Source organism: Curtobacterium sp. MCLR17_044 (assembly GCF_003234435.1).
Lineage (GTDB): Bacteria > Actinomycetota > Actinomycetes > Actinomycetales > Microbacteriaceae > Curtobacterium > Curtobacterium flaccumfaciens.
Genome location: NZ_QKTC01000003.1, coordinates 21,314 through 42,990, shown reverse-complemented (window position 1 = coordinate 42,990; position 21,677 = coordinate 21,314). Strand labels below are relative to the sequence as shown.

The window sequence follows — 21,677 nt, the reverse complement described above, 5'->3', positions numbered from 1 at the left end:
GGCAGAAACGCCCCATAGTTTCGCTGCATGGCCCCTCGACCCCGCCCGTTCGACATCGTCCACGTCTCGAGCGCCCACCCGTGGACCGACAACCGAGTGCACCTCCGTGCTGCGGCGAGCGCAGCGCGTGCCGGGTACCGCACGGCGTTGGTCGCCGTCGCTGCCGCCGGTGCCGGTGCTGATCCGGACTGGCACCTGCCCGATCCCGAGACGGGGGTGTACGTCCGACGCATCCCGGCTCGGCGTCGCGGGCGACGGGTCCTGGTGTCCTCGGTCCAGGTCATCGGGGCGGCACTCTCGTCACGGGCGCCGATCGTGCACCTGCACGACCCCGAACTGCTCTGGGCGCTCCCGCTCCTGCGGGTGCTGCACCGGACGGTGGTGTACGACGCCCACGAAGACCTGCCGGAGCAGGTGCGGGGCAAGGAGTACCTCGGCCCCGTCGCCCGCCGTGGCAGCACGGTGGCGGCGCACGCGGCAGTGGTCCTCGCACGCCGGTCACGCACCGTGGTGGCCGCGACGCCGACCATCGCGCGCCGCTTCCGCGCCGACCGGACCGTCCTGGTCCGGAACGTCCCACGGCTCCGTGCCCAGGACACCGACGCCCCGCCGGCCGCTGCTCGTGGTCAGGTGGCTGTCTACCTCGGGTCGATGAGCCGCGACCGGGGGATCGACGTCCTGACCGGCGTCGCGGCCTCACCCGGGCTCCCGGACGGCTGGCGTGTGGTCACCGCCGGTCCGATCGACTCGGCGGTCGACCGCGGTGCGTTCGACGCACTGGTCGACACCGGGCGCATCGACCACCGGGGCGTCCTGGCACCGCACTCGGCCCGCGACCTGTTGGTGACGGCTCGCGTCGGGCTCCTCCCACTCCTGCCGACGCCGGCCTACGCGGCGTCGATCCCCACGAAGCTCTTCGAGTACCTGGCGGCCGGCCTGGCGGTCGTCGCAACCGACGTCCCACTCTGGCGGGAGCTGCTCGACGGCGCCGACTGCGCGACGTGGGTGCCACCGGGTGACCCGGAGGCCGTCGTGGCCGCACTCCGCCGGTACGACGGCGATCCTGACCTGCTGCGACGGCACGCCGAAGCCGGCCGCGCCCTGGTGCTCGAACGCTTCCGGTGGGACCACGAAGAGCACGTGCTGCTCGACCTGTACCGCTCCCTGTCCGGCGCCTCGCCGATGCCGGAAGCCGTCGGGCGGTGACGCCGCTCCGGACACCCCGGTCGGTCGTCAGCCGACGGGGTGCGCTGTTCGGCGCGGCCGGAGCGATCCCCGCCGCGCTGCTCGCCACCGGGACCCGGCCGGCTGCCGCGTCCGGGCGCTCGAGTCCCGCGCCAGCAGACACGGCCCGGACGGTGACCGACGCCGGGGTCGCCCGGTTGCAGGACGCCGTCGCGGCCACCGACGCGGGTGCCGTGCTCGTCGTGACTCGGCACTGGGCGCTGTCCGAGCCGCTGCGGATCGACCGCGCGATGACGATCCGGTTCGTCGGCGGATCGCTCTCCACCACCCGCGACATCGACCTGGTCGTCGTCGCCGCGTCGGACGTCACCATCATCGACGCGGTCCTCCGTGGCTCCGGGGCGGACCACTCCGGACTCGGTCGGGGTGTCCACGTCGTCGGCACCGTCACCCGGCCGTTCCGCGACGTCCGGATACACGGCGCCGACATCCGCGACTTCTCCCACGACGGTGTCCTGCTCGACCACTGCATGGCGTTCACCGTCGCGGACTGCGTCATCGCCGACGTCGGCTACGCCGGGGTGCTCATGTTCTCGTGCACCGACGGCACGGTGCGCGGCAACCGCATCGCCCGGGTGACCCAGCCTGCGCCGTACCTGAACTCGTACGGCATCGAAGCCGTCCGCGCGACCACCACCGGACTCCTCGGCGCACCACGTTCGGCCCGGATCGTCATCGCGGACAACCACGTCTCCGACGTCCCCGCGTGGGAAGGCATCGACACCCACGGCGGGCAGTCCATCGCGATCCTCCGCAACCTCGTCGAGAACTGCCGGGTGGGGATCGCCGTCGTCCCCTCGAAGGACGAGGCGAACGCCGGCGCCACGAAGTACGCGCCCCTCGACTGCTCGGTCATCGACAACGTCGTCCGCCGCACGACGTCCGGCCCCGGGTCCGGCATCGTCATCCGCGGCGCGGGCGAGACCGTCGGTGACCCCGCCGAACGGGCGAACGGCATCGTCCTCCGCAACACCGTGACGGGGTACGGGGACGGCGACCGCGACGGGGCCGTGCTCGTCTACCTGACGCGGCACCTGATCGTCGCGCACAACCACTGCCCGGGCGGAGTCCGTCGCGGGCTCTCCCTGTACCACTCGAACGACGGCATCATGCTCGTCGGCAACCGGATCGCGGGGTTGCGGCGACAGGGCACGGCGACGTCGGTCGCGATCGACGTCCGCGCCACCGAGAACCGCGGGCACCTGGTGGGCAACCGGTACGAGGGCAGCGTCGAGAGCGGTGCCGTCTACGGGGTGCTGTGCCGCCAGACGGCCAACGACCTGGTGCTCGTGGACAACGACTGGGCCGCGGCGACGACCGAGGTCGTGGCCGGTGCCGGCGCGGTGCTCCGGGTCCGCGAGGGCTGAGCTGCCCGACGCCCCGGCACCTTCCGCCGGTCGGTCCGGCCAGCGGTCCACGCACGTGCGGCAGCACCGCGGCGCCCCGCGACCTGCATCGGCGCCGGTGCCGCTGCCTGTGACAGCCCGGGTGCGGGTGCTCCGCCCACGAGTGCCGAGCGGCGGCCGGTCCGGGATCGTGCTCGCAGCCGATCGTCGCCCGGAGCGGTGGGCCGCCGTCTGGGCGAGGCCCGCTCCCAGCCGCTGCGCGGGGCGATCAGCAGGATCAGCGTCCCCATCAGCAGCCCGTGCGAGAGCATCGCCGTGAAGATGGAGGTGTTGGACAGCATGATGCTCGGCATCACCACTGCCATCGCCGCGACCCGCATCGGGAGTCCCCGGCTCGCGCCGTCGAGGAACCGCAGCCAGACGAACAGCGCGGCCGCCGCGACGAAGATCCCGATCCACCCCAGGTTCGCGAAGCCGTCGGCGAACAGGTTGGCGTTCGCGTAGCCCACCGACCCGGGCACCAGGTAGTCGGAGATCCGTTTCGGCGGCGGCAGATCGTACGGGTACTCGATCCAGGGGCTGAGGAACGAGTACCCGTACCGGGCGACAGGGTTGTCGGAGAAGTAGTCGACGTACACCGAGGACAGCAGCCCCGGCGTCAGCATGAAGCGGCGGGTGAACACCGACGTCCAGGTGATGCCGCCCTGCACCTCGTCGGCGACCGCGGAGACGATCATGATCGCGAGGGGCGCGCCGAGGAAGGCGAGTGACCGCGCCGGCTTCGCGCCCCGGAACAGCACCGCCATGCCGAGGACGGCTATGAACGAGAACAGGACCGCCTTGAACCCGGTGCTCGAGTACAGCAGGAACTGCCCGGCCAGGGCGAGGACCACCAGGGACGGGCGGCGACGGAAGATGCCGCGCGCGAGGACCAACGGGTTGATCACGTACGCCTGACCGGTCAACAGGTACCCGAGGGCACCGCCGGTCCCGACGTCGGCCGAGTAGTCGGCACGCACCTCGTAGATGTCGTCGAGCGCCAGGAACCGGATGTGGATGCCGACCGTCGCCGCCATCAGGCCGTACGTGACGAGGGAGTAGAGGCCGCACACCAGCCAGGTGAGCGTGCCACGGTCGATCCGCCGCGCGCCGATGACCAGCACGTCGTCCGCCGGCTCGACCCGGGCTGCCGGAGCAGTCGCGACGCTCGGCGTGGCCAGGCTGACCAGTGCGAACGCCGTCCCGACCGCGGCACTCAGCGCGATCGCCGTGGCGGTGGACACGTACCCGGTCGAGATGCTCATGATCATCGTCGGGCTCACGCACACCACGAAGATCGTCCAGAGCACGACGTGCGACGGCCGGACGAGCACCCGGGGGAGCGTCAGTGCCACCCCGGTCGTCAGCACGATGACGACGAGCAGTGCCTGCCAGGGTGCGGGGACGTAGCCGTACCCCAGGTACGAGAAGATCGGTGCGACGAGGTTCGCCGAGATCCAGTTCATCGTGAGGCCGAGGAGCCCGACCGCGACGAACACGCCCGTCACCCGTCCGACCGGACGTGCGAGCTCGGCCCGGTCGATCGTCGCCCGCGTCACCGGGTGGCCGTCGGCGTCGATCGTGCTGCGCGGACGCCGGGCAGGAGTTCGTCGTACATCTCGACCAGCCGCTCGGCCTCCGGCGCCCAGGTGAACCGCGCGGCAGCCCGTCGGGCCTCGGCGCCGTGCCGCTCGAGGAGCGCGGGGTCGTCCGCGTACCGGCGGATCGCCTCGGCGATGGCCGTGGGATCGTCAGCGGGGACGAAGGTCACGCACTCGACCCCGCGCAACAGGTGCCGCCACAGGGGGATGTCGGTGGCGATGACGGCGAGTCCGGCCGCGAGGTACTCGAACAGCTTCGTCGGGAAGATCTGGTCGGTGACGGGCGTCCGACGGAAGGGGACCACGCCGATCCGGGCGCGGAGGAGCAGGTCGCGCGCCTCCATCGGACCGACGACGCCGCCGTGCACAGCACGGCCGGTGGCCTCGGCGGCACGCAACCGCTCCGTCGACGTCGCCCGGTCGATCGAGCCGACCATCTCGACCCGCCATCCGGCCGGGAACGACGGTTCCTCGACGACGGACGCGAGCACGTCGATGCCACGGTCATGACTCAGGACCCCGACGTGCGCGACCAGGGCGGGCCGCGCCTCCAGGCCGACCTGGGCGTCGTCTTCCGGACGCGCGAAGGGGAAGTTGTGGATCGCGATCCGGCGCGGTGCCGGGAACCGGCGTCCGGTCCACTCGGTCGCGGTGACCACCCGGTTCGCCGTCCCGGCCACGCGGAGCAGCCCGTGCGAGAGCCACGCGAACACGGCACGCTGCCGGTGGGTCAGGTAGTCCTTGCCCCAGACCTGGTCGGGCAGGTCCTCGTGCGCGTCGTAGACGACGGTGCGACCGGCAAGCCGGAGCACCGGGATGGTCCAGATGAGCTCGGGATCGTGCAGGTGCACCACGCGGGCACGCGACCGCAGCGCGAGGGCGAGTGCCTGCGTCGTCGACACGACCATGCGCCGGACACGCGCTCGCCGTGGGATCCGCACCACCTCGACGGCCGTGGGTGGGGCGCCGAGGTCGGACTCGACCGCGATGAGGCGGACGCGGTAGCCGGCGTCGGCGGCTGCCGCGGCTTCCCGCAGGTGGACGCGGTTGTCGACCCAGGGGTGGGCGCTGGAGACGTGGACGATGTCGGGGAGCATGCTCGGGTTTCCTCGGACGGGACGGGACGGGACGGGACAGGACGGGACAGGGGAGGGTCAGGCGGCGACGGTGTCGTCGAGGACGCCGGCCAGGACGCCGGCCAGCCGGCGGTAGTCGTGCTCGCGGACGACGTGGTCGCGGCCGCGGGCACCCATGGCCTCGCGTTCGGCGGCGGGCATCGCCGCGAGCGCGAGGATGCCCTCGGCGATCGCCTCGGGGTCGTCCGGCCGGACGTGCAGGCCGCTGGCCGAAGCGACCACCGGTTCGAGCGTGACGGGTGCTCCGACGAGCAGCGGGCGGCCGAGCAGCATGTACTCGTACTGCTTGTTCATCGAGACGCCGTGTCGGTAGAGCGGCAGGTCGTGCATGTTGACGACCAGGCAGTCCGCTCGGCGTCCGATGCGGCGGGCGTCGTCCTGCGGCACCCGTCCGTCCCAGATCACGTCCACGCCGGCCTGGAGGCGCGACGCGCGTTCCCGGAGCGCGCTGACGTCCGATCCGTCCCCGACCATGCGGAGCACCAGACGCCGGCCGCCGCTCGCGGCTGCCCGGCGGGCGGCGAGGTCGAAGCCGTCGAGGACGGCTTCGAGCGCGTTCGCCGGCCCCATCGAGCCGATGTAGGTGACCGTGAAGCGGTCGTCAGCGGGCTCGTTCTTGCCAGCGTCGGGTGCGTCGGGCTCGTCCGCGGGCTCATCGGGCTCGCCGGCTTGCTCGTCGAGCGCGACACCGTTCGGGACCCAGGTGAAGGGCGTGGGCTGACCGCGGTCGGCGTAGTACCGGCCGACGCCCTCGAGCGGGGAGACGATGTGCGCTGCCCGACGGACGACGGTCCGTTCCAGCCGTCGGAGCAGCCGGACCACCGGGTGCCGTTCGGTCATGCCCGCCAGCCCGAGGGCTGACTCCGGCCAGAGGTCGCGCGGCTCGAAGACGAACGGCACGTCCATCCGTCGAGCGAGCACCGAGGCGCCCCATGCGGCCAGGGGATGGAAGGACCCACCGATCACGACGTCCGGTCGGGGGAGCCCTCGGAGCGAACCCGGCCGGAGCAGCAGCGCGGTGAACAGGCCGATGTCGGCGATGCGACGCATCGCTCGGCGGGCGCCGGCACCACGGTGGTCGACTCCGCGGAGCCAGCAGAACTCGTACCCGTCGCCCGTCCAACGCTCGCGCAGCGTCGTCCCGTGCAGGTGGGAGCGGCCGGACGGGTGGTCTGTGCCGGCAGCGATGACCACCGTGCGCCACCCGTGCTCGGTCAGACTCGCGGCGAGGTGCTGGTGGCGGGTCGCGCGGCCGTCCCGCTCGCGGTGGTGCGCGTAGTGGTTGACGATCCAGACGGTCCTCACCGTGATCCACCCGTCATCGCCGCGGTCCCCTCGAAGTCGTCGGAACTGACGTGGCCCGGCGCGGCGATGCCCTCGCGTCGGAGCACGACGACGACCGTGCGGAGGAGGATGCGGAGGTCGAGGCCGAGCGACACGGTGTCGACGTACTCGACGTCCGACCGGAGGCGCTCGGGCCACGGGAGCGCGTTGCGGCCACGGACCTGGGCAAGACCGGTCAGACCGGGCAGGACGTCGTGTCGGCGGGACTCCTCGGCGGTGTAGAGGTCGAGGTACCGGCAGAGGGTCGGGCGGGGCCCGACGAAGCTCATGTCGCCCCGCAGGATGTTCCACAGGCTGGGGAGTTCGTCCAGGCTCGTCGACCGCAGGAACGAACCGAACGGCGTGAGGCGGTCGCTGTCGCTGACGAGTCCGGCTGCGGGGTCCGGCTCGAGCATCGTGCGGAACTTCAGGATGGTGAACGTCTTGCCGTGGAGCCCGGGGCGGGGCTGCCGGAACAGCACGGGACGACCGAGCCGAGCCGCGACCAGGACGGCGACGACGGCGAGCACCGGAGCGAGTGCGACGAGCGCGAGGGAGGCGCCGACGATGTCGGAGAGGCGCTTGGCGCGGAGCGTGCGCGTGCGGCGGGGGGACTGCATGGGACGTGTCCTTGTCATCGGTCAGAAGGGCGAGCGCTCTTGTACTCAGAGCGGTAGTACGCGCTCCGGGAGGCCTTGTGCTTGGTCTTGGTCAGGACGATGCCGGCGACCTGCTGGCCGACGCGGGCCAGTGCCTCGATCGCGAGTCGGACGTCGGAACGCTTCGTCTGGTTGGCGGCGGTGACCAGTAGGGTCGTCGACACGAGCGTGCTGACGAGCGCCGAGTCGGTGACCGCGAGGACCGGCGGTGTGTCGACCAGGACGACGTCGTAGTTGGCGGCCAGCTCGGCGAGGACCCGTGCCATCGCCTCGGATCCGATCAGCTCGCTGGGGTTCGGGGGGATCGTGCCGGCGGGCAGGACCGAGAGGCCGTCCAGGCCCCAGTCCTGCAGGACGTCGTCGAGTTCGACGCGGCCGACGAGCAGATCGGTGAGCCCGACGGCGCCTTCGAGGCTCATCACGGCGGCGACGTTCGGGCGACGGAGGTCGGCGTCGATGATGACGGTCCGCATGCCGCTCTTGCTCAGGGCGATCCCGAGGTTGGCGGTGGTGGTCGTCTTGCCCTCGGACGGCCTGGCGCTGGTCACGGCGATGGTCGGTGCGCCGCTGGTCCGGAGGAACTGGATGTTCGTGCGGAGGCTGCGGAAGGCCTCGGACCGCGCCGAGTTCACCTCGTCGCGGATGATCAGCGGGTGCCGACCAGCGTCGGCGTCGAACGCGATGTCGCCGACCACGGGGACGTCGCCGTCCAGGTCTTCACTGGAGCGGACGCGCGTGTCGACCGCAGCGCGGAGCAGTGCGAGTGCCGCGCCCGCTGCGAGACCGCCGAGCAGACCGAGTGCGAGGTCGGCGGCCTTGCGCGGGGCGATGGGACTCAGCGGTCGGGACGCGGGTGTGACCTCTTCGAGCCTGACGGAGGGCGCTTGGTCGGCGCCGGTGGGCTCGATCTCCTGCACGACCGTGGCGAGGCTCTTGCCGATCTGCTCGGCGATCGTGGCCGCTGCCTTGGCGGACCCGTCCTGCACGGCGATCTTGATGATCACGGTGACGGCGTCGACCGAGGTGGTGACCTGGGAGGCGAGTGCCGCGGGGGTGGTGTCGAGGTCGAGCTCGTCGATCACGCCCTGCAGCACGCGGGGGGAGGTCGCGAGTTGCATGTACGACTTGATCTTCTGCTGTGCGGCGGTCGACCCCTGTGCGATCTCACCCGCGGTCGCCGAGGTCTCGCCGGCGACCGAGACGTAGTACGAGGTCGACGCCTCGTACGTGGGAGGGGTGACGCTCGTGATGACGAGGGATGCACCGGCTCCGAGGAGCGTTGCACCAGCGATGATCCACCAGCCCGAGAGGAGGGCGCGGATGACGGCGAGGTAGTTCAAGAGGAGCCTCCGGTCGGGTTGCTGGACCAGTGTAAAACATCACATCTGAAAGAACAATACGGCGCGCAGAAGGGGACGGAAGTGATGCTCCCGTCCCCTCCTGATTCCGTCGGCGGTCGGACTCAGCCGGCTGCCGTGATGGTGTTCCCCTTGCCCTGGTCGTCGACCTTGGGCGCTTCCCCCTTGTAGGTGAGCGTGTTGTTCGACCCGCTGAAGTAGACCTTCTTCGTCGAGGAGACCGAGATCGTGGCGTTGCTCGCCTCGACGGTGATGGTGTCGATCGTGCCGAGGTCGTAGGTGCGGTCGGAACTGATGAGGTTCGCCGCTGCGCAGTCCTCGGTCGTGATCGTCTTGTCGGAGTCCTCGTCGTCATCCCAGAGCTGCACGGCCCCGTCGATGCACTCGTTGTAGGTGGTCTGGGCCGCCTTCGTGGTGCTCGAGGCGGTCGGGGCGGGGTCCTTCGCGTCGGACGAGCTGCACGCCGTGACGCCGAGTGCGGCGACGAGGGCGATGGATGCGGCGGCGAGACCGCGGCGGATCATGGTGTTCATCGGGTTTCCTCTCCGAGGAGTTCGTTCGGCGGTGGTGCCGTGCGGAAGAAGGGGAGGCCCCTCCCGTCGCGTGGACGGGAGGGGCCAGGGTGCTACTTGGTGTCGGCCGGCAGGGTGAAGAGCTCGCTGAGCTCGACCTTGCCGTTCTTGGTCTGCTCGAGGGCGAACCGGAACTCGGTCGCGCCGCGCGAGACCGCACGGTCGAAGGTCCAGTTGCCCTCGGCGTCGACCTCGAAGGTGCCGGGGACGATCTGCGTGCCGGTGATGTTCAGCACGCGGTAGCTCGCGCCGGGCTCACCGGTACCGGTGAAGGTGTTCACGGCACCGGGAGTGACGGAACGGTTGGCGACGGTGACCGGAGCGAAGTCCGCGGCGTTGATCGTGAACAGTTCGGACTTCTCGACCTGGCCGTTCTTGGTCTGCTCGATCACGAAGCGGAAGTTCGACGCACCGTTGGAGACGACGCGGTCGAACGTCCAGTTGCCCTGGGCGTCGACGTCGTGGGTGCCGGGGACGATCTGCGTGCCCGAGATGTTCAGGACGCGGAACGTCGCGCCGGGCTCACCGGTCCCGGTGAAGGTGTTCGAGCGGCCCGGGGTGACGCGCTCCGGCGTGGTGACGGTCACCGGGGCGAGTGCCGCGGCGTTGATCGTGAACAGTTCGGACTTCTCGACCTGGCCGTTCTTGGTCTGCTCGATGACGAAGCGGAAGTTCGACGCACCAGCGGAGACGACGCGGTCGAACGTCCAGTTGCCCTGCGTGTCGACCTCGAACGTGCCGGGGACGATCTGGGTGTCGGAGACGTTGAGCACGCGGAACGTGGCGCCGGGCTCCGCCGTGCCGGCGAAGGTGTTCGTCAGGCCCGGACGGACGGCGGCCGGCGTGGTGACGGTCACCGGTGCGAGAGCCGACGCGTTCACCGTGAACAGCTCGGACTTGGCGACCTGGCCGTTCTTGGTCTGCTCGATGACGAAGCGGAAGTTCGACGCACCGTTGGAGACGACGCGGTCGAAGCTCCAGCGGCCGTCGGCACCGACCTCGAAGGTGCCGGGGACGATCTGGGTGCCGGAGACGTTGAGCACGCGGAACGTCGCGCCGGGCTCGGCCGTACCGGTGAAGGTGTTCGAGCGACCCGGGGTGACCGAGGCCGGACCGGACAGCGTGATCGGGGCCAGCTCCGTGCGACCCTCGACCGTCGCGGTGACGGTCTTGCGGTCGATCTCGCGGTCGTTGATCTTCTGGACCACGACGAGGGCGTTGTCGCCGACCTCGAGGTCGTCGACCGTGATGGACCAGGCGCCGGTGGTGGCGTCAGCCTTGGCCGTCTCGTCGCCGATCGAGATGTCGGCACCGGGGGTGGCGGTACCGGTCACCACGGCCGAGCGGGCCTCGTTGTCGACCGACGCGACCTCGGCGGTCAGGTCCACGACGGAGGTCCCGATCGTGGTGGACGTCGAGCCCTGTGCACGGAAGTCGTTCGTGCTGCTCGTTCCGCTGAAGTCGAATTCCATCGCGCTCGGCGCCTCGGGCGCATCTTCCGCAGCGGTGACGTCGACCATGAAGCGGTACTGCTGGTCGGCCGGACGCTCGCTGGCCCAGTCCGCGTCGAACGTCAGGGTGGTGTTGTCGTTCGACAGGCGGCCGTTGGTGAGCGGGATCGACGTGGAGGCGTTCCATGCGGTGTTGCCGACGCGTCGCCATGAGCCCTGCACGGTGTCCTGCTCGGAGAAGGTCGCACCATCCGGAGCGGTCAGCACGACCGTGCCCTTGGTGTTCGTACGATCAACGCGGTTCTCGACGACGAACGGGACCTGCGTGGTCTCGCCGCGCTCGAGCTCCACCGGGCCCTGGTCGACGCCGAAGAGGCCGCCGCCCTCGACGATCGTGACGGAGACGGACTTCCGGTCGATCTCCGTGGTACCGCGCTTCTGGATGGCCACGAGCGAGTTCACGCCGTTCGCGAGGTCGGTGACCGTCATGGTCCACTTGCCGTCCGCGTTCACGTTGACGGTCTTGGAGCCGATCGTAACGGTCTGGTTCGGCGTCGCCGTTCCGGAGATGACGGCCGACTTCCCGATGTTGTTCGTGCTGGTCAGGTTGGCAACGAGCGGCTGGTTGACTGACGCAATGATCTCGTCGTACGTCGCCAGCTGGAACCCTCCGCCGCTGTGAAGGTAGTAGGCGTTAGCCTCACCGAGAACCACAGAAAGCCCGAGGTTGCGTGACAGAGAGAACTGCATGGAGCTGGCCGAGCAGGTCGCCCACTTCAGGAGGGTGCCGTTGAGCGCTGACGCAAGGCAGCTATTACTGCCCACCTGCTTGATCGGGCCAGTGGTGCCAGGTGCTGGGAACTCCACAGAGACCGCTCGGCTTCTCGCCTCCGCGAATGTGAATCGATGATTTGCTGAGACGGCGTTCGTACTCGCCGAACTGATGGCCCACCAGTAGCCCTGATTCGGGTGCTTCAAGACGAGGCGCCCAGTAACGGTTGAGTTCGTCGACGCGGAAGTCGCCGTTTCCGACGGAGCAGCGGAGGCGGGCACGCCGCCGAAGGACAGGCCGGAAACGATGGTGGCAGCGGCCAGCCCGGCCGCACCCATGGACTTGAGGGCGAAGGAAGCCCTCTTCTTGTGAGACATGTGCATCTTTCAGGACAGGCCGCGCGACGGCGGCTGTGCGGGAAGGGCACGCCCGTCAACAGACTCTGACGGCGCATGTGTATTCAGAATATCACGTGAAATACCAACATGCGAACGCGCTAGCAAGCGGGCGCAGGGCTGGGAGTTGAGTGGGATTGGCGCAGGTTCGCTCTCCTTGAAGTTGACTCCAGGCGACTCAGGAGTAGAGTTGAGTCCATCGGACGCAAGTCCAACGACTTACCCCCAAGCAAGAGGAGCAACACATGGGACGTGCAGTAGGCATCGACCTCGGAACCACCAACTCCGTCGTCTCCGTTCTCGAAGGTGGCGAGCCCACCGTCATCGCCAACGCCGAGGGCATGCGCACGACGCCCTCGATCGTGGCGTTCACGAAGGACGGCGAGGTCCTGGTCGGCGAGACCGCCAAGCGCCAGGCCGTGACGAACGTCGACCGCACCATCGCGTCGGTCAAGCGTCACGTCGGCACCGACTGGACCACCGAGATCGACGGCAAGAAGTACACGCCGCAGGAGATCTCGGCCCGCACCCTCGGCAAGCTCAAGCGCGACGCCGAGCAGTACCTCGGCGAAGACGTCACGGACGCGGTCATCACCGTTCCGGCGTACTTCAACGACGCCGAGCGCCAGGCCACGAAGGACGCCGGTGAGATCGCCGGCCTCAACGTCCTCCGCATCATCAACGAGCCGACCGCGGCCGCTCTGGCCTACGGCCTCGACAAGGGCAAGGAAGACGAGCTCATCCTGGTCTTCGACCTCGGTGGCGGCACGTTCGACGTGTCCCTGCTCGAGGTGGGCAAGGACGACGACTTCTCGACGATCCAGGTCCGCGCGACCTCCGGTGACAACCGCCTCGGTGGCGACGACTGGGACCAGCGCATCGTCGACTACCTGGTCAAGAAGTTCAAGGACGAGCACGGCGTCGACCTGTCCACGGACAAGATCGCCAAGCAGCGCCTGAAGGAAGCGGCTGAGCAGGCCAAGAAGGAACTGTCGTCGCAGATGTCGGCGAACATCCAGCTCCCGTACCTGACGCTCACCGCCGAGGGTCCGCTGAACCTGGACGAGACCATCTCGCGTGCACAGTTCGAGCAGATGACCTCCGACCTGCTCGACCGCACCAAGAAGCCGTTCAACGACGTCATCAAGGAAGCCGGTGTCTCGGTCAACGACATCGCTCACGTGGTGCTCGTCGGTGGCTCGACCCGCATGCCCGCCGTGGCCGAGGTCGTCAAGTCGCTGACCGGTGGCAAGTCCCCGAACCAGGGCGTCAACCCGGACGAGGTCGTCGCCGTCGGCGCCGCACTGCAGGCCGGTGTCCTGAAGGGCGAGCGCAAGGACGTCCTGCTCATCGACGTCACGCCGCTGTCGCTCGGCATCGAGACCAAGGGCGGCCTGATGACGAAGCTCATCGACCGCAACACCGCGATCCCGACCAAGCGGAGCGAGACCTTCACGACCGCTGACGACAACCAGCCGTCGGTCGCGATCCAGGTCTTCCAGGGCGAGCGCGAGTTCACCCGCGACAACAAGCCGCTCGGCACCTTCGAGCTCACCGGCATCGCACCGGCTCCTCGTGGCGTCCCGCAGGTCGAGGTCACCTTCGACATCGACGCCAACGGCATCGTGCACGTGTCCGCGAAGGACAAGGGCACCGGCAAGGAGCAGTCGATGGTCATCTCCGGCGGTTCGTCGCTGCCGAAGGAGGACATCGAGCGCATGGTCCGCGAGGCCGAGGAGCACGCCGCCGAGGACAAGGCCCGTCGCGAGGCCAACGAGCGTCGCAACCAGGCCGAGCAGCTCGTCTACTCGATCGAGAAGCTGATCAAGGAGAACGACGAGAAGCTCCCCGCGGACGTCAAGTCCGAGGTGCAGGCCGACGTCGACGCGCTCAAGTCCGCACTCGCGGGCGAGGACGACGACGCCGTGAAGTCCGCCTTCGACAAGCTCAACGAGTCGCAGGGCAAGCTCGGCCAGGCCATCTACAGCCAGCAGGACGCAGCAGCCGGCACCGCCGGTGGCGAGCAGCCCGCGGGTGAGCAGCCGGCCGACGACGAGGACATCGTCGACGCCGAGGTCGTGGACGACGAGGACGACAAGGACAAGAAGTAACGATGACGGATCCCAAGGACAACGCGCCCCACGAGGACGAGCCCCAGGTCGAGGGCGACGCCACGAACGCTGCCGAGCCCGAGGACCTCATCGAGGCGGAGGGGCCCGACGTCGAAGTACCGACGGACGGCCCCGCCGCCGGGGGCCCGGCGGCCGATGCAGCGAACGACCTCTCCCCGGAGGACGAAGCGCTGCTCGCCGACGCCGCCCGAGGCATCGCCGAGGACAAGCTGAGCACCGAGGACCGCGACCTCGTCGCCGAGATGCGTGCTGACATGCTCCGAGCGCAGGCCGAGCTGGTGAACTTCCGGAAGCGCGTCGAGCGTGACCGTGAGGCCAACCGCGAGGTCGCCATCGCCGAAGTGGTGCGGGCCCTGCTGCCGGCGCTCGACGACCTCACCCGGGCCGAGGCCCACGGTGACCTCGCCGAGGGCCCGATGCAGGTCATCGGCCAGAAGATCCGCGGGGGCTTCGAGAAGTTCAAGCTCGTGCAGATCGGCGAGAAGGGCGAGGCGTTCGACCCGAACATCCACGAGGCGATCGTCCAGCTCCCCACCCCGGGTGCCACCGGACAGACCGTCGCGGACGTCGTCGAGCCGGGCTACAAGCTCGGTGAGCGGGTCCTCCGCGCGGCCAAGGTCGCGGTGGCGGTCCCGGCCTGAGCCGGGTCCCCACGGTGACGACAGAAGAAGGCAGGTGATCCATGGCCAGTCAGGATTGGTTCGACAAGGACTTCTACAAGGTCCTCGGCGTGTCCAAGGACGCCTCCGACGCCGAGCTGAAGAAGACGTACCGGAAGCTCGCGCGGCAGTTCCACCCGGACTCCAACCCGGGTGACGCCGCCGCCGAGAACCGCTTCAAGGAGATCAGTGAGGCGTACTCGGTGCTCTCCGACAAGGAGCAGCGCCAGGAGTACGACCAGGTCCGCGCCATGGGCTCCGGCGCTCGCTTCACGGCGGGCGGCGGGGGCCAGGGCGGGTTCGAGGACGTCTTCGGCGGGATGTTCGGGCAGCAGGGCGGTGGCGGACAGCGTGTGCGCTTCGGCCAGGGTGGCCCCGGCGGTGCCGGCGGTTTCGAGGACATCCTCGGCGGGATGTTCGGCGGGGGTGGCGGCTTCGGCCAGACCTCCGGCGGCTACCGCGGCTTCGGTGGGCCGACGAAGGGCCGCGACGTCACGGCGTCGACGACCCTCGACTTCACGACGGCCATCGCCGGTGACACCGTCAAGCTGTCGCAGGGCAACGGTCGACCGGTGAACGTCCGCATCCCCGCGGGTGTCGCCGACGGTCAGAAGATCCGTCTGCGCGGCCGCGGCGAGCCCTCGCCCGACGGTGGTGAGGCAGGTGACCTCGTGGTCGCCGTGTCGGTGCGGAAGCACCCGGTGTTCGAGCGCGACGGGCTCAACCTGCGCGTGGACGTCCCCGTGACGTTCACCGAGGCAGCGCTCGGCGCGACGATCGAGGTCCCGACGCTCGGCGGTTCGCCCGTGAAGCTCAAGGTCGCCCCCGGCACACCGTCGGGTCGTGTCCTGCGCGTCAAGGGCCGCGGCGTCACGACGAAGAACGGCACGGGCGACCTGCTCGCGACCGTCCAGGTCGCGGTGCCGTCACACCTGTCGGACAAGCAGCGCGAGGCCGTCGAGGCACTCGCGGCTGCGCTGCCCGACGAGAACCCCCGCGAGGACCTCCTCGCCAAGGCGCGCGACTAGCCCGCACGCAACCACAGCAGTAGACCGGTCTGGAGGCCCGGCGCGGCTCCGTCAGGAAGCCGCACCGAGCCTCCAGGCTGGTTTCCACCCCATGCGGACGACGGAAAGGAACGCGCCATGACCGACATGGACGAGAACTCGCCCGTCTTCGCGATCGCGGTCGCTGCGGAGCTCGCCGAGATGCACCCGCAGACGCTGCGGCAGTACGACCGGCTCGGCCTGGTCGTGCCGGGCCGCACCCGGGGTGGGTCGCGGCGGTACTCGATGCGCGATGTCGTGCAGTTGCGCGAGATCGCGCGTCTCGGCTCCGAGGGGGTGTCGCTGGAGGGCATCCGGCGGGTGCTCGACCTGGAGAACGAGAACAAGGCGCTGCGCGACCGGGTGCGCGAACTCGAGTCGGCACTGGCCGACCAGCTCATCAACCGGCCCGGTGCACGGGTCTTCGCCGCCACCGCGAGTGGTGCGGCGATCTCCCTCAAGGCGGGGTCGCGGCCGCAGCGGAACACGCAGATCGTGCTGTACCGCGGGCCGCGCTGACGCGCCGATGAATCGATGCCCCCGGACCGAGTGGTCCGGGGGCATCGTCGTTTCAACCCGGCATCAGCGGGTGTTGGCGAACACTTCCGTCAGCGCCGTCTCGTAGGTGGTCCCCGAGATCGACACCCGGAACATGAACTGGAACTTCGTGGCGCCGCGGGAGACGACCCGCTCGAAGCTCCAGTTGCCCTCGGGGTCGACCGTCACGGTGCCGGGCACGATCTGTGTGCCCGATGCGTTGAGCACGACCATCGTCGCCCCGGCCGGGCCGGTGCCCTCGAAGGTGTTCACGACGCCGGGGTCGACGGCGCGTGTGGTGATCTCGACCGGCGCGAAGCCCTCGTTGCCAGCGATCGTGAAGAGCTCGGACCGCTCCGGTCCCTGTTCGCCCTTCGTCTGCTCGATGACGAACTGGAAGCTCGCGGAACCGCGCGTCACCACCCGGTCGTAGGACCAGTGGCCCTCGTCGTCGACCTGGTGCGTGCCGGGCACGATCTGGGTGCCCGAGACGTTCAGGACGCGGTAGCTCGCACCGGGTTCGCCGGTCCCGGAGATCCGGTTCGACACCCCGGGGGTGACGGTCGCCGGCCCCGAGAGTCGGACCTGGGTCAGGCGGCCGGTCTCGCCGGGGTTGATCGTGACCTGTGCGGTGGTCGTGTTGTCGCCCTTCGAGCCCTGGACCACGCGGAGGACGTGCTCGGCTCGGTCCAGCGAGTCGGTGTCGACGAACCAGCGGCCGCTGGGCAGGACCCCCTCGGTGCTGCGTCCGACCGTGCGCTCGCCGTCGGCGGTCACCTCGACCACCTCGATGGTGGACCCCGGTTCGCCACTACCCGACATCGAGACCGAACCGCCAGCGTGGGCGGCGCCCTCGGCCGGGGTGGCGATGCTCACCGCGGCCCCGTAGTCGACGTCGCGGGTCACCTCGTTCGCGGTGTCGCGGACGCCGTCGACGAACTGTGCGGCAGTGACCCGCAGGACACCGCCGGCATCGGGTGCGGGGATCGTCGTCTCCCACGCTCCGTCCGGACCTGCCGTGACCGTGTCGCCGAGCTGGTTCCCCGCGGCGTCGTAGAGGCGGACCGCGGCCTCGGGCTGCGCGCTCCCACTGGCCGTGACCGGATCGGACAGGGCGTCGACGAAGGTCGTCTCGAACGTGAGCGGTGCCACCGTCAGCGTGATCTCGAGCTCTGCGGCGCCGGTGCGTTCGGTTCCCTCGTATTGCTCGAGCTCGAGGGTGCTGGTGCCGAGGAGCAGGTTCGTGACGCGGGCCGTCCAGCGACCGTCGGGCCCGACGACCTGCGGGTTCCGACCGTCGATGAGGACCGTCGCGTCGGGGGTCCCCGTGCCGGAGACCTGGGCGCTCCGCGTCGTGACGTCCGTGGAGTCGACCCGTGCGGTGAACGAGGGCGTGAAGTCCTCGATGTTCGGCAGTCGGTCGGCGACGTTCTGGGACTGCAGGCGCATCACCCGGTCGGTGTTGAACAGCCCGAGGAACCCGCGGTTGTAGGTCGACTGCAGGCCGGTGCCGATCGGGTTGTTCGAGCCGGTGTTCGCCGCGGTGCGGAACCGCTGCTTGGCGTCACCGTCGACGCACGTCTCGAGGGTGACGGGCGAGTAGCTCGTGATCGACGCGGTCCCGGCCGTCAGGCAGAGTTCAGGGGCGGAGAGGGGTCGCACGGTGGTGACCGCCCCGGGGGCCGGGACGGACCACCGCACGGCGGCAGCCCGAGCGGCAGCCAGGGTGCTCGCTCGGTTCGCCGGGATCTCTGCTCCGGCCGCCGCCGCCGAGGGGGCGCTGTACCGCGGGGTGGACGGGTCGCCGGCGAACGCCGAGGTCTCGGTGACGAGCGGGCCGACCATGGTCAGCTCCGACTCGTCGAGCTCAGCGGCGGCGGCCGGGGACAGCCCGGCGGTCGCGGCGATCGTCAGGACCGTCAGGCCGATTGCCGTGCGAGCGGTGGTCCTGCGGGGGTGTCTCGTCATCGATGTCTCTCTCGTCTCTGAGGGTGGATGGGCGGTACCGATCGGGTCCATGTGACCTAATCGGAACGCAACATATCAGAGCTGAAAACCCATCGACTATGCGGCAACGCGAGATACAGAATGCCTTCCGTATTCTGAAATTCCGACGTCTCGACACGGCGCCTGGCGCGCCGTAGTGTTGCGGCGCAAGGCCGGGTGATCGGCTCGACGACAGGGGCAAGGATGGACGATCGGGTGCGGCCAGAGGAACGGAGTCGGCGTCGTGTGCTGGTCGCTGCCGTGGTCGGCGGACTCGGGCTGGCGGCGGCCGTGGTCCTGGGGCAACGCCCCGGATCCACCGAAGCGGTGGGCGACGCTGACGACGACCTGCAGACGGCACTGGACGCGGTGCCCTCCGGAGGGGAGTACGTGATCGACCGGGCCTGGACGCGTTCGCGGAGCCTCGTCGTCCGGCGTCCACTGCGGTTGCGGTTCACCGGCACCGGTGCCCTCCACATGACGACGGGGTCGAGTGCCCTCCTGGTGCAGGTGTCCGACGTCGAGATCGTGGACGCCGTGATCACGGGCGCCGGTGCCGACAGCGGGGCCCTCGGCCACGGGATCGCGGTGATGGGGCTTCACGGTGCTCCGCTGCACGGGATCGCCGTGCGACGCGGGCACTTCCGGGACATCCCGCACGACGGTGTGCACCTGGAGTACTGCGACCGATTCGAGATCACCGGGACGACCATGGAGCGCCTCGGGTACGCGGGCATCGTCGGGGTCGGCGTCGTCGACGGGGCCATCGACGGCAACACGGTGCGAGATGTCCGGCAGCCCGCGCGTCGAGTCAATTCCTACGGCATCTCCCTGACGCGTGACGCCCGGTACGCCCCCTCGGAGGCCCGCCGGTCGGCTCGGGTCCGGGTGACGGGCAACCGGATCGACGGCGTCCCCGCTTGGGAGGGCATCGACACGCACGCCGGCGAGGACATCGAGATCCGCGGCAACGTCGTGACGGGCTGCCGGGTCGGCATCGCCGCCGTGCCGTCGAAGGACCCCGCCGATCGGGAACAGACGAGCGTGGCGCCGATCGGACTGGTCATCGCGGACAACACCGTGACCAGGTCACCGGGTCTCGCACCGGGGTCCGCCATCATCGTGAGCGGTGCCGGAACGACCGTCGGTTCCACTCGGCCACGGGCAACGGGAGTGGTCTCGGGCAACGTCGTGACCGGTGGCGGCGGGTCCTCGGGTGAGGCGGGCATCCTGCTCAAGCTGACTCGGGGGATGGTGGTCGCCCGCAACCGGATCGAGGCGAGCGTCGACAACGCCGTCTGCCTCGCGCACTCGAACGCGTCGGTCGCGGTCCGTGGGAACCGCATCGTGGGGGTCGGTGGCACCGGGGTCGGGGTGAACGTCCGTGCGGGAGCGAACCACGGCGTGATCACGCGGAACCACTTCGAGTCCGCACCGCACGCGCTGGCCGTGGCGGTCCGGTTCGGGGACGCGGACAACCGGTTCGCCGTCCGGCACAACACCTGGGGGACGGCACGGGTCCGGATCGCCCACGGCGGAGCGACGGTGACGACCGGCTGACCTCTTGCCCCCGACGCAGAGCACCCCCGGAGCCTCGTGGGCCCGGGGGTGTTCTGGTTCAGCGGTGGAGCGGCGATCAGCTCGCGGCGAGGGAGAAGGTGCCGGACTTCTTCGGGGTGCCGTTGACGGTCTGTTCGATGACGATGTCGAGCTTGGTGGCGCCCTTGGAGACGACGCGGTCGAACGACCAGGTGCCGTCGGCGGTGACCTGGTGGGTGCCGGGGACGATCTGGGTCCCGCTGGGGTTGAGGACCCGGAATGTCGCGCCGGGGGTGGCGGTGCCGGCGATGTGGTTCGAGACGCCGGCGGTCACCGTCTTGGTGGTGACCGTCACCGGGGCGACGGTCTGCGCCTCGGCTTCGAAGGCGATGTCCCGCATCACGGACGTGCGGCCGTCGGTGGTCGTCTGCGTGAAGGTGAGCTCGTACCCGGCCGTGCTGGTCAGGGCGGCCGAGGCCTTCCATGTCCCCACGCCGGAGCGCGCACCGGTTACGGGCGTCTTGAAGAGCTCACGGCCGCGCTGGTCGGTGGCGGTGATCGTCGCACCGGCCTCGGCCGTCCCCTCGAACGCGCGTGCCCCCGGCTTGTAGGTGTTGTCGTCCGTGATGCCGTCGACCTGCAGGAGACGGGGGAGGGCCACGCGCTCCGACAGGGACGAGAACCCCTGCCCGTCGAACCCGAGGTTCGCGATCTCGAGCTGCTTGCCGGTCTCCTGCGCGCGGATGACGTAGCTCCAGAGATCGCTGCGCGAGAAGCCGTCGATGACACGGTCGCCGTCGAGGATCCACAGGCCCGGAGCGCCGTCCGGTTCGCCGACGACCTGGACCCGGCCGTCGGTGTGGACGTAGACCGAGCGCAGTGTCGGCTTCGGCACGGACGCGTCCGTCGGGAGCTGCGCGAGCGGGGCTGCGGTGCGGCTCGAGGGTGTCCCGTCCGCGGCCTTGGCGACGACGTAGACCGTCGAGCCGATGCGTTCCTGCGGGACCTGTGCGACGTAGCCGGACTGGGTGAGGGTCGCTTCGGCGATCGTCGCTCCCGATGCGTCTTCGACGACGACCGAGCCGACGGACTCCGCGTACTGACCGGTCACCACGAACGAGCCGTCCAGGCGCCGTTCCGTGGTCTCGAGGGTGGGTGCGGCCGGGGCGTCGCTCGCGGACGGTGCGAACCGGACGTCGCGCAGCTCGTTGGTCCGACCGTCGGGCGTCGTCTGCGTGAGGGTGATCACGTGGTCGGCGTCGGCGAGGTCGGCGTCGGCACTCCAGGTGCCGGTGCCGGCGCGCGAGCCGCTGGCCTTGGCCGTGAACAGGGTGTCACCGGACGCGGTGTCCTTCGCGACGATCGTGGCTCCTGCGGTCGCCCTGCCAGCGAAGTGGGTGGTGCCCGGCGTGAACGTGTTCTGCTCCTGCAGTCCGTCGACACGGATGCTCCGCGGCATCGGGATGCGCTCACCGCGGGTCTGGGTGCCGTCGGCGGCGGTGTGGACCCGGATCACCTCGAGCCCGGCATCCTGGTGACGGTCCTGCACGGTCAGGAAGAACAGGCCGCCTCCCGTCGAGCGGTCGTAGGCGGTGTTGCCGATGACGAGCCAGACGTCGTCCCCACCGGCATCCCCGGCGACGATGCGGGACCCGAACGGCGTGCTCCAGTCCTGGTAGAACTTCGGGGCTGTCAGCGAGGGATCGACGGGAATGGCGTCGAAGTCGGGATTGTCCTCCTGCACGGTGGAGCCCGACGATGACGCGGGAGTGGTCGTGGCCGCGGTTGCGACGGCTGGCGTCAGCAGGCCGAAGCCGAGGGAGGCGGTGAGGACACCGCAGACGACTGCGGCGCTCCGGAACGAGGTGGATGCCATTGGGG

Annotated in this window: 15 protein-coding genes; 7 read left to right on the top strand and 8 right to left on the bottom strand. The window is 70.0% G+C overall.

Going from position 1 to position 21,677, the window contains the following annotated elements; translation table 11 throughout:
* Positions 1–27: 27 nt before the first annotated feature.
* Together DEJ04_RS02885 and DEJ04_RS02880 are read left to right on the top strand one after the other, a co-directional pair.
* On the top strand, positions 28–1,206 hold the full coding sequence (locus tag DEJ04_RS02885) for a glycosyltransferase (protein ID WP_111046192.1): 1,179 nt from the start codon (positions 28–30) through the stop codon (positions 1,204–1,206).
* The gene (locus DEJ04_RS02880; RefSeq protein ID WP_111046191.1) at positions 1,203–2,612 is read left to right on the top strand and encodes a right-handed parallel beta-helix repeat-containing protein; all 1,410 of its coding nucleotides are present in this window, start codon (positions 1,203–1,205) and stop codon (positions 2,610–2,612) included. Before DEJ04_RS02885 ends, DEJ04_RS02880 begins: the two co-directional genes overlap by 4 nt.
* Positions 2,613–4,185: 1,573 nt before the next feature.
* Here DEJ04_RS02880 and DEJ04_RS02875 read toward each other — a convergent pair.
* From DEJ04_RS02875 to DEJ04_RS18330, 6 genes are all read right to left on the bottom strand, one after another.
* Positions 4,186–5,328, bottom strand: a complete 1,143-nt coding sequence (locus DEJ04_RS02875) for a glycosyltransferase (RefSeq protein ID WP_110865481.1) — start codon at positions 5,326–5,328, stop codon at positions 4,186–4,188.
* 57 nt (positions 5,329–5,385) lie between these two features.
* The gene (locus tag DEJ04_RS02870) at positions 5,386–6,672 is read right to left on the bottom strand and encodes a glycosyltransferase family 4 protein (protein ID WP_181437715.1); all 1,287 of its coding nucleotides are present in this window, start codon (positions 6,670–6,672) and stop codon (positions 5,386–5,388) included.
* Complete coding sequence (locus tag DEJ04_RS02865) at positions 6,669–7,310, bottom strand: sugar transferase (protein WP_111046189.1); 642 nt, start codon at positions 7,308–7,310, stop codon at positions 6,669–6,671. The genes DEJ04_RS02870 and DEJ04_RS02865 overlap by 4 nt, the downstream gene beginning before the upstream one ends.
* Positions 7,311–7,324: 14 nt before the next feature.
* Entirely contained in the window at positions 7,325–8,689 is a 1,365-nt protein-coding gene (locus DEJ04_RS02860) for a polysaccharide biosynthesis tyrosine autokinase (protein ID WP_111046188.1), read from the bottom strand.
* A gap of 122 nt (positions 8,690–8,811) precedes the next feature.
* The gene (locus DEJ04_RS02855) at positions 8,812–9,240 is read right to left on the bottom strand and encodes a DUF3060 domain-containing protein (RefSeq protein ID WP_111046187.1); all 429 of its coding nucleotides are present in this window, start codon (positions 9,238–9,240) and stop codon (positions 8,812–8,814) included.
* Between the two features lie 92 nt (positions 9,241–9,332).
* Positions 9,333–11,480 carry a hypothetical protein gene (locus tag DEJ04_RS18330; RefSeq protein ID WP_181437714.1) on the bottom strand — a complete coding sequence of 716 codons (2,148 nt, stop codon included), beginning with the start codon at positions 11,478–11,480 and terminating at the stop codon, positions 9,333–9,335.
* Positions 11,481–12,142: 662 nt separating this feature from the next.
* Here DEJ04_RS18330 and dnaK point away from each other — a divergent pair.
* The 4 genes from dnaK (at position 12,143) to DEJ04_RS02825 (ending at position 16,253) form a co-directional block, all read left to right on the top strand.
* On the top strand, positions 12,143–14,008 hold the full coding sequence (dnaK, locus tag DEJ04_RS02840; protein ID WP_071246129.1) for a molecular chaperone DnaK: 1,866 nt from the start codon (positions 12,143–12,145) through the stop codon (positions 14,006–14,008).
* Between the two features lie 2 nt (positions 14,009–14,010).
* The gene (locus DEJ04_RS02835; protein ID WP_082046895.1) at positions 14,011–14,670 is read left to right on the top strand and encodes a nucleotide exchange factor GrpE; all 660 of its coding nucleotides are present in this window, start codon (positions 14,011–14,013) and stop codon (positions 14,668–14,670) included.
* A gap of 41 nt (positions 14,671–14,711) precedes the next feature.
* Entirely contained in the window at positions 14,712–15,716 is a 1,005-nt protein-coding gene (locus DEJ04_RS02830) for a DnaJ C-terminal domain-containing protein (RefSeq protein WP_017886377.1), read from the top strand.
* 126 nt (positions 15,717–15,842) lie between these two features.
* Positions 15,843–16,253 (top strand): heat shock protein transcriptional repressor HspR, encoded by a 411-nt coding sequence (locus DEJ04_RS02825; RefSeq protein WP_027464889.1) that lies wholly within the window; start codon positions 15,843–15,845, stop codon positions 16,251–16,253.
* Between the two features lie 63 nt (positions 16,254–16,316).
* Here the strand turns inward: DEJ04_RS02825 and DEJ04_RS02820 are convergent, their stop codons facing one another.
* Positions 16,317–18,239 carry a hypothetical protein gene (locus DEJ04_RS02820; RefSeq protein ID WP_111046184.1) on the bottom strand — a complete coding sequence of 641 codons (1,923 nt, stop codon included), beginning with the start codon at positions 18,237–18,239 and terminating at the stop codon, positions 16,317–16,319.
* Positions 18,240–18,503: 264 nt separating this feature from the next.
* On the opposite strand from DEJ04_RS02820, the gene DEJ04_RS02815 reads away from it, so the two are divergent.
* Positions 18,504–19,817 carry a right-handed parallel beta-helix repeat-containing protein gene (locus DEJ04_RS02815; RefSeq protein ID WP_181437713.1) on the top strand — a complete coding sequence of 438 codons (1,314 nt, stop codon included), beginning with the start codon at positions 18,504–18,506 and terminating at the stop codon, positions 19,815–19,817.
* Between the two features lie 76 nt (positions 19,818–19,893).
* Here DEJ04_RS02815 and DEJ04_RS02810 read toward each other — a convergent pair whose 3' ends face one another.
* Complete coding sequence (locus DEJ04_RS02810; protein ID WP_111046182.1) at positions 19,894–21,672, bottom strand: hypothetical protein; 1,779 nt, start codon at positions 21,670–21,672, stop codon at positions 19,894–19,896.
* Positions 21,673–21,677: the final 5 nt, after the last annotated feature.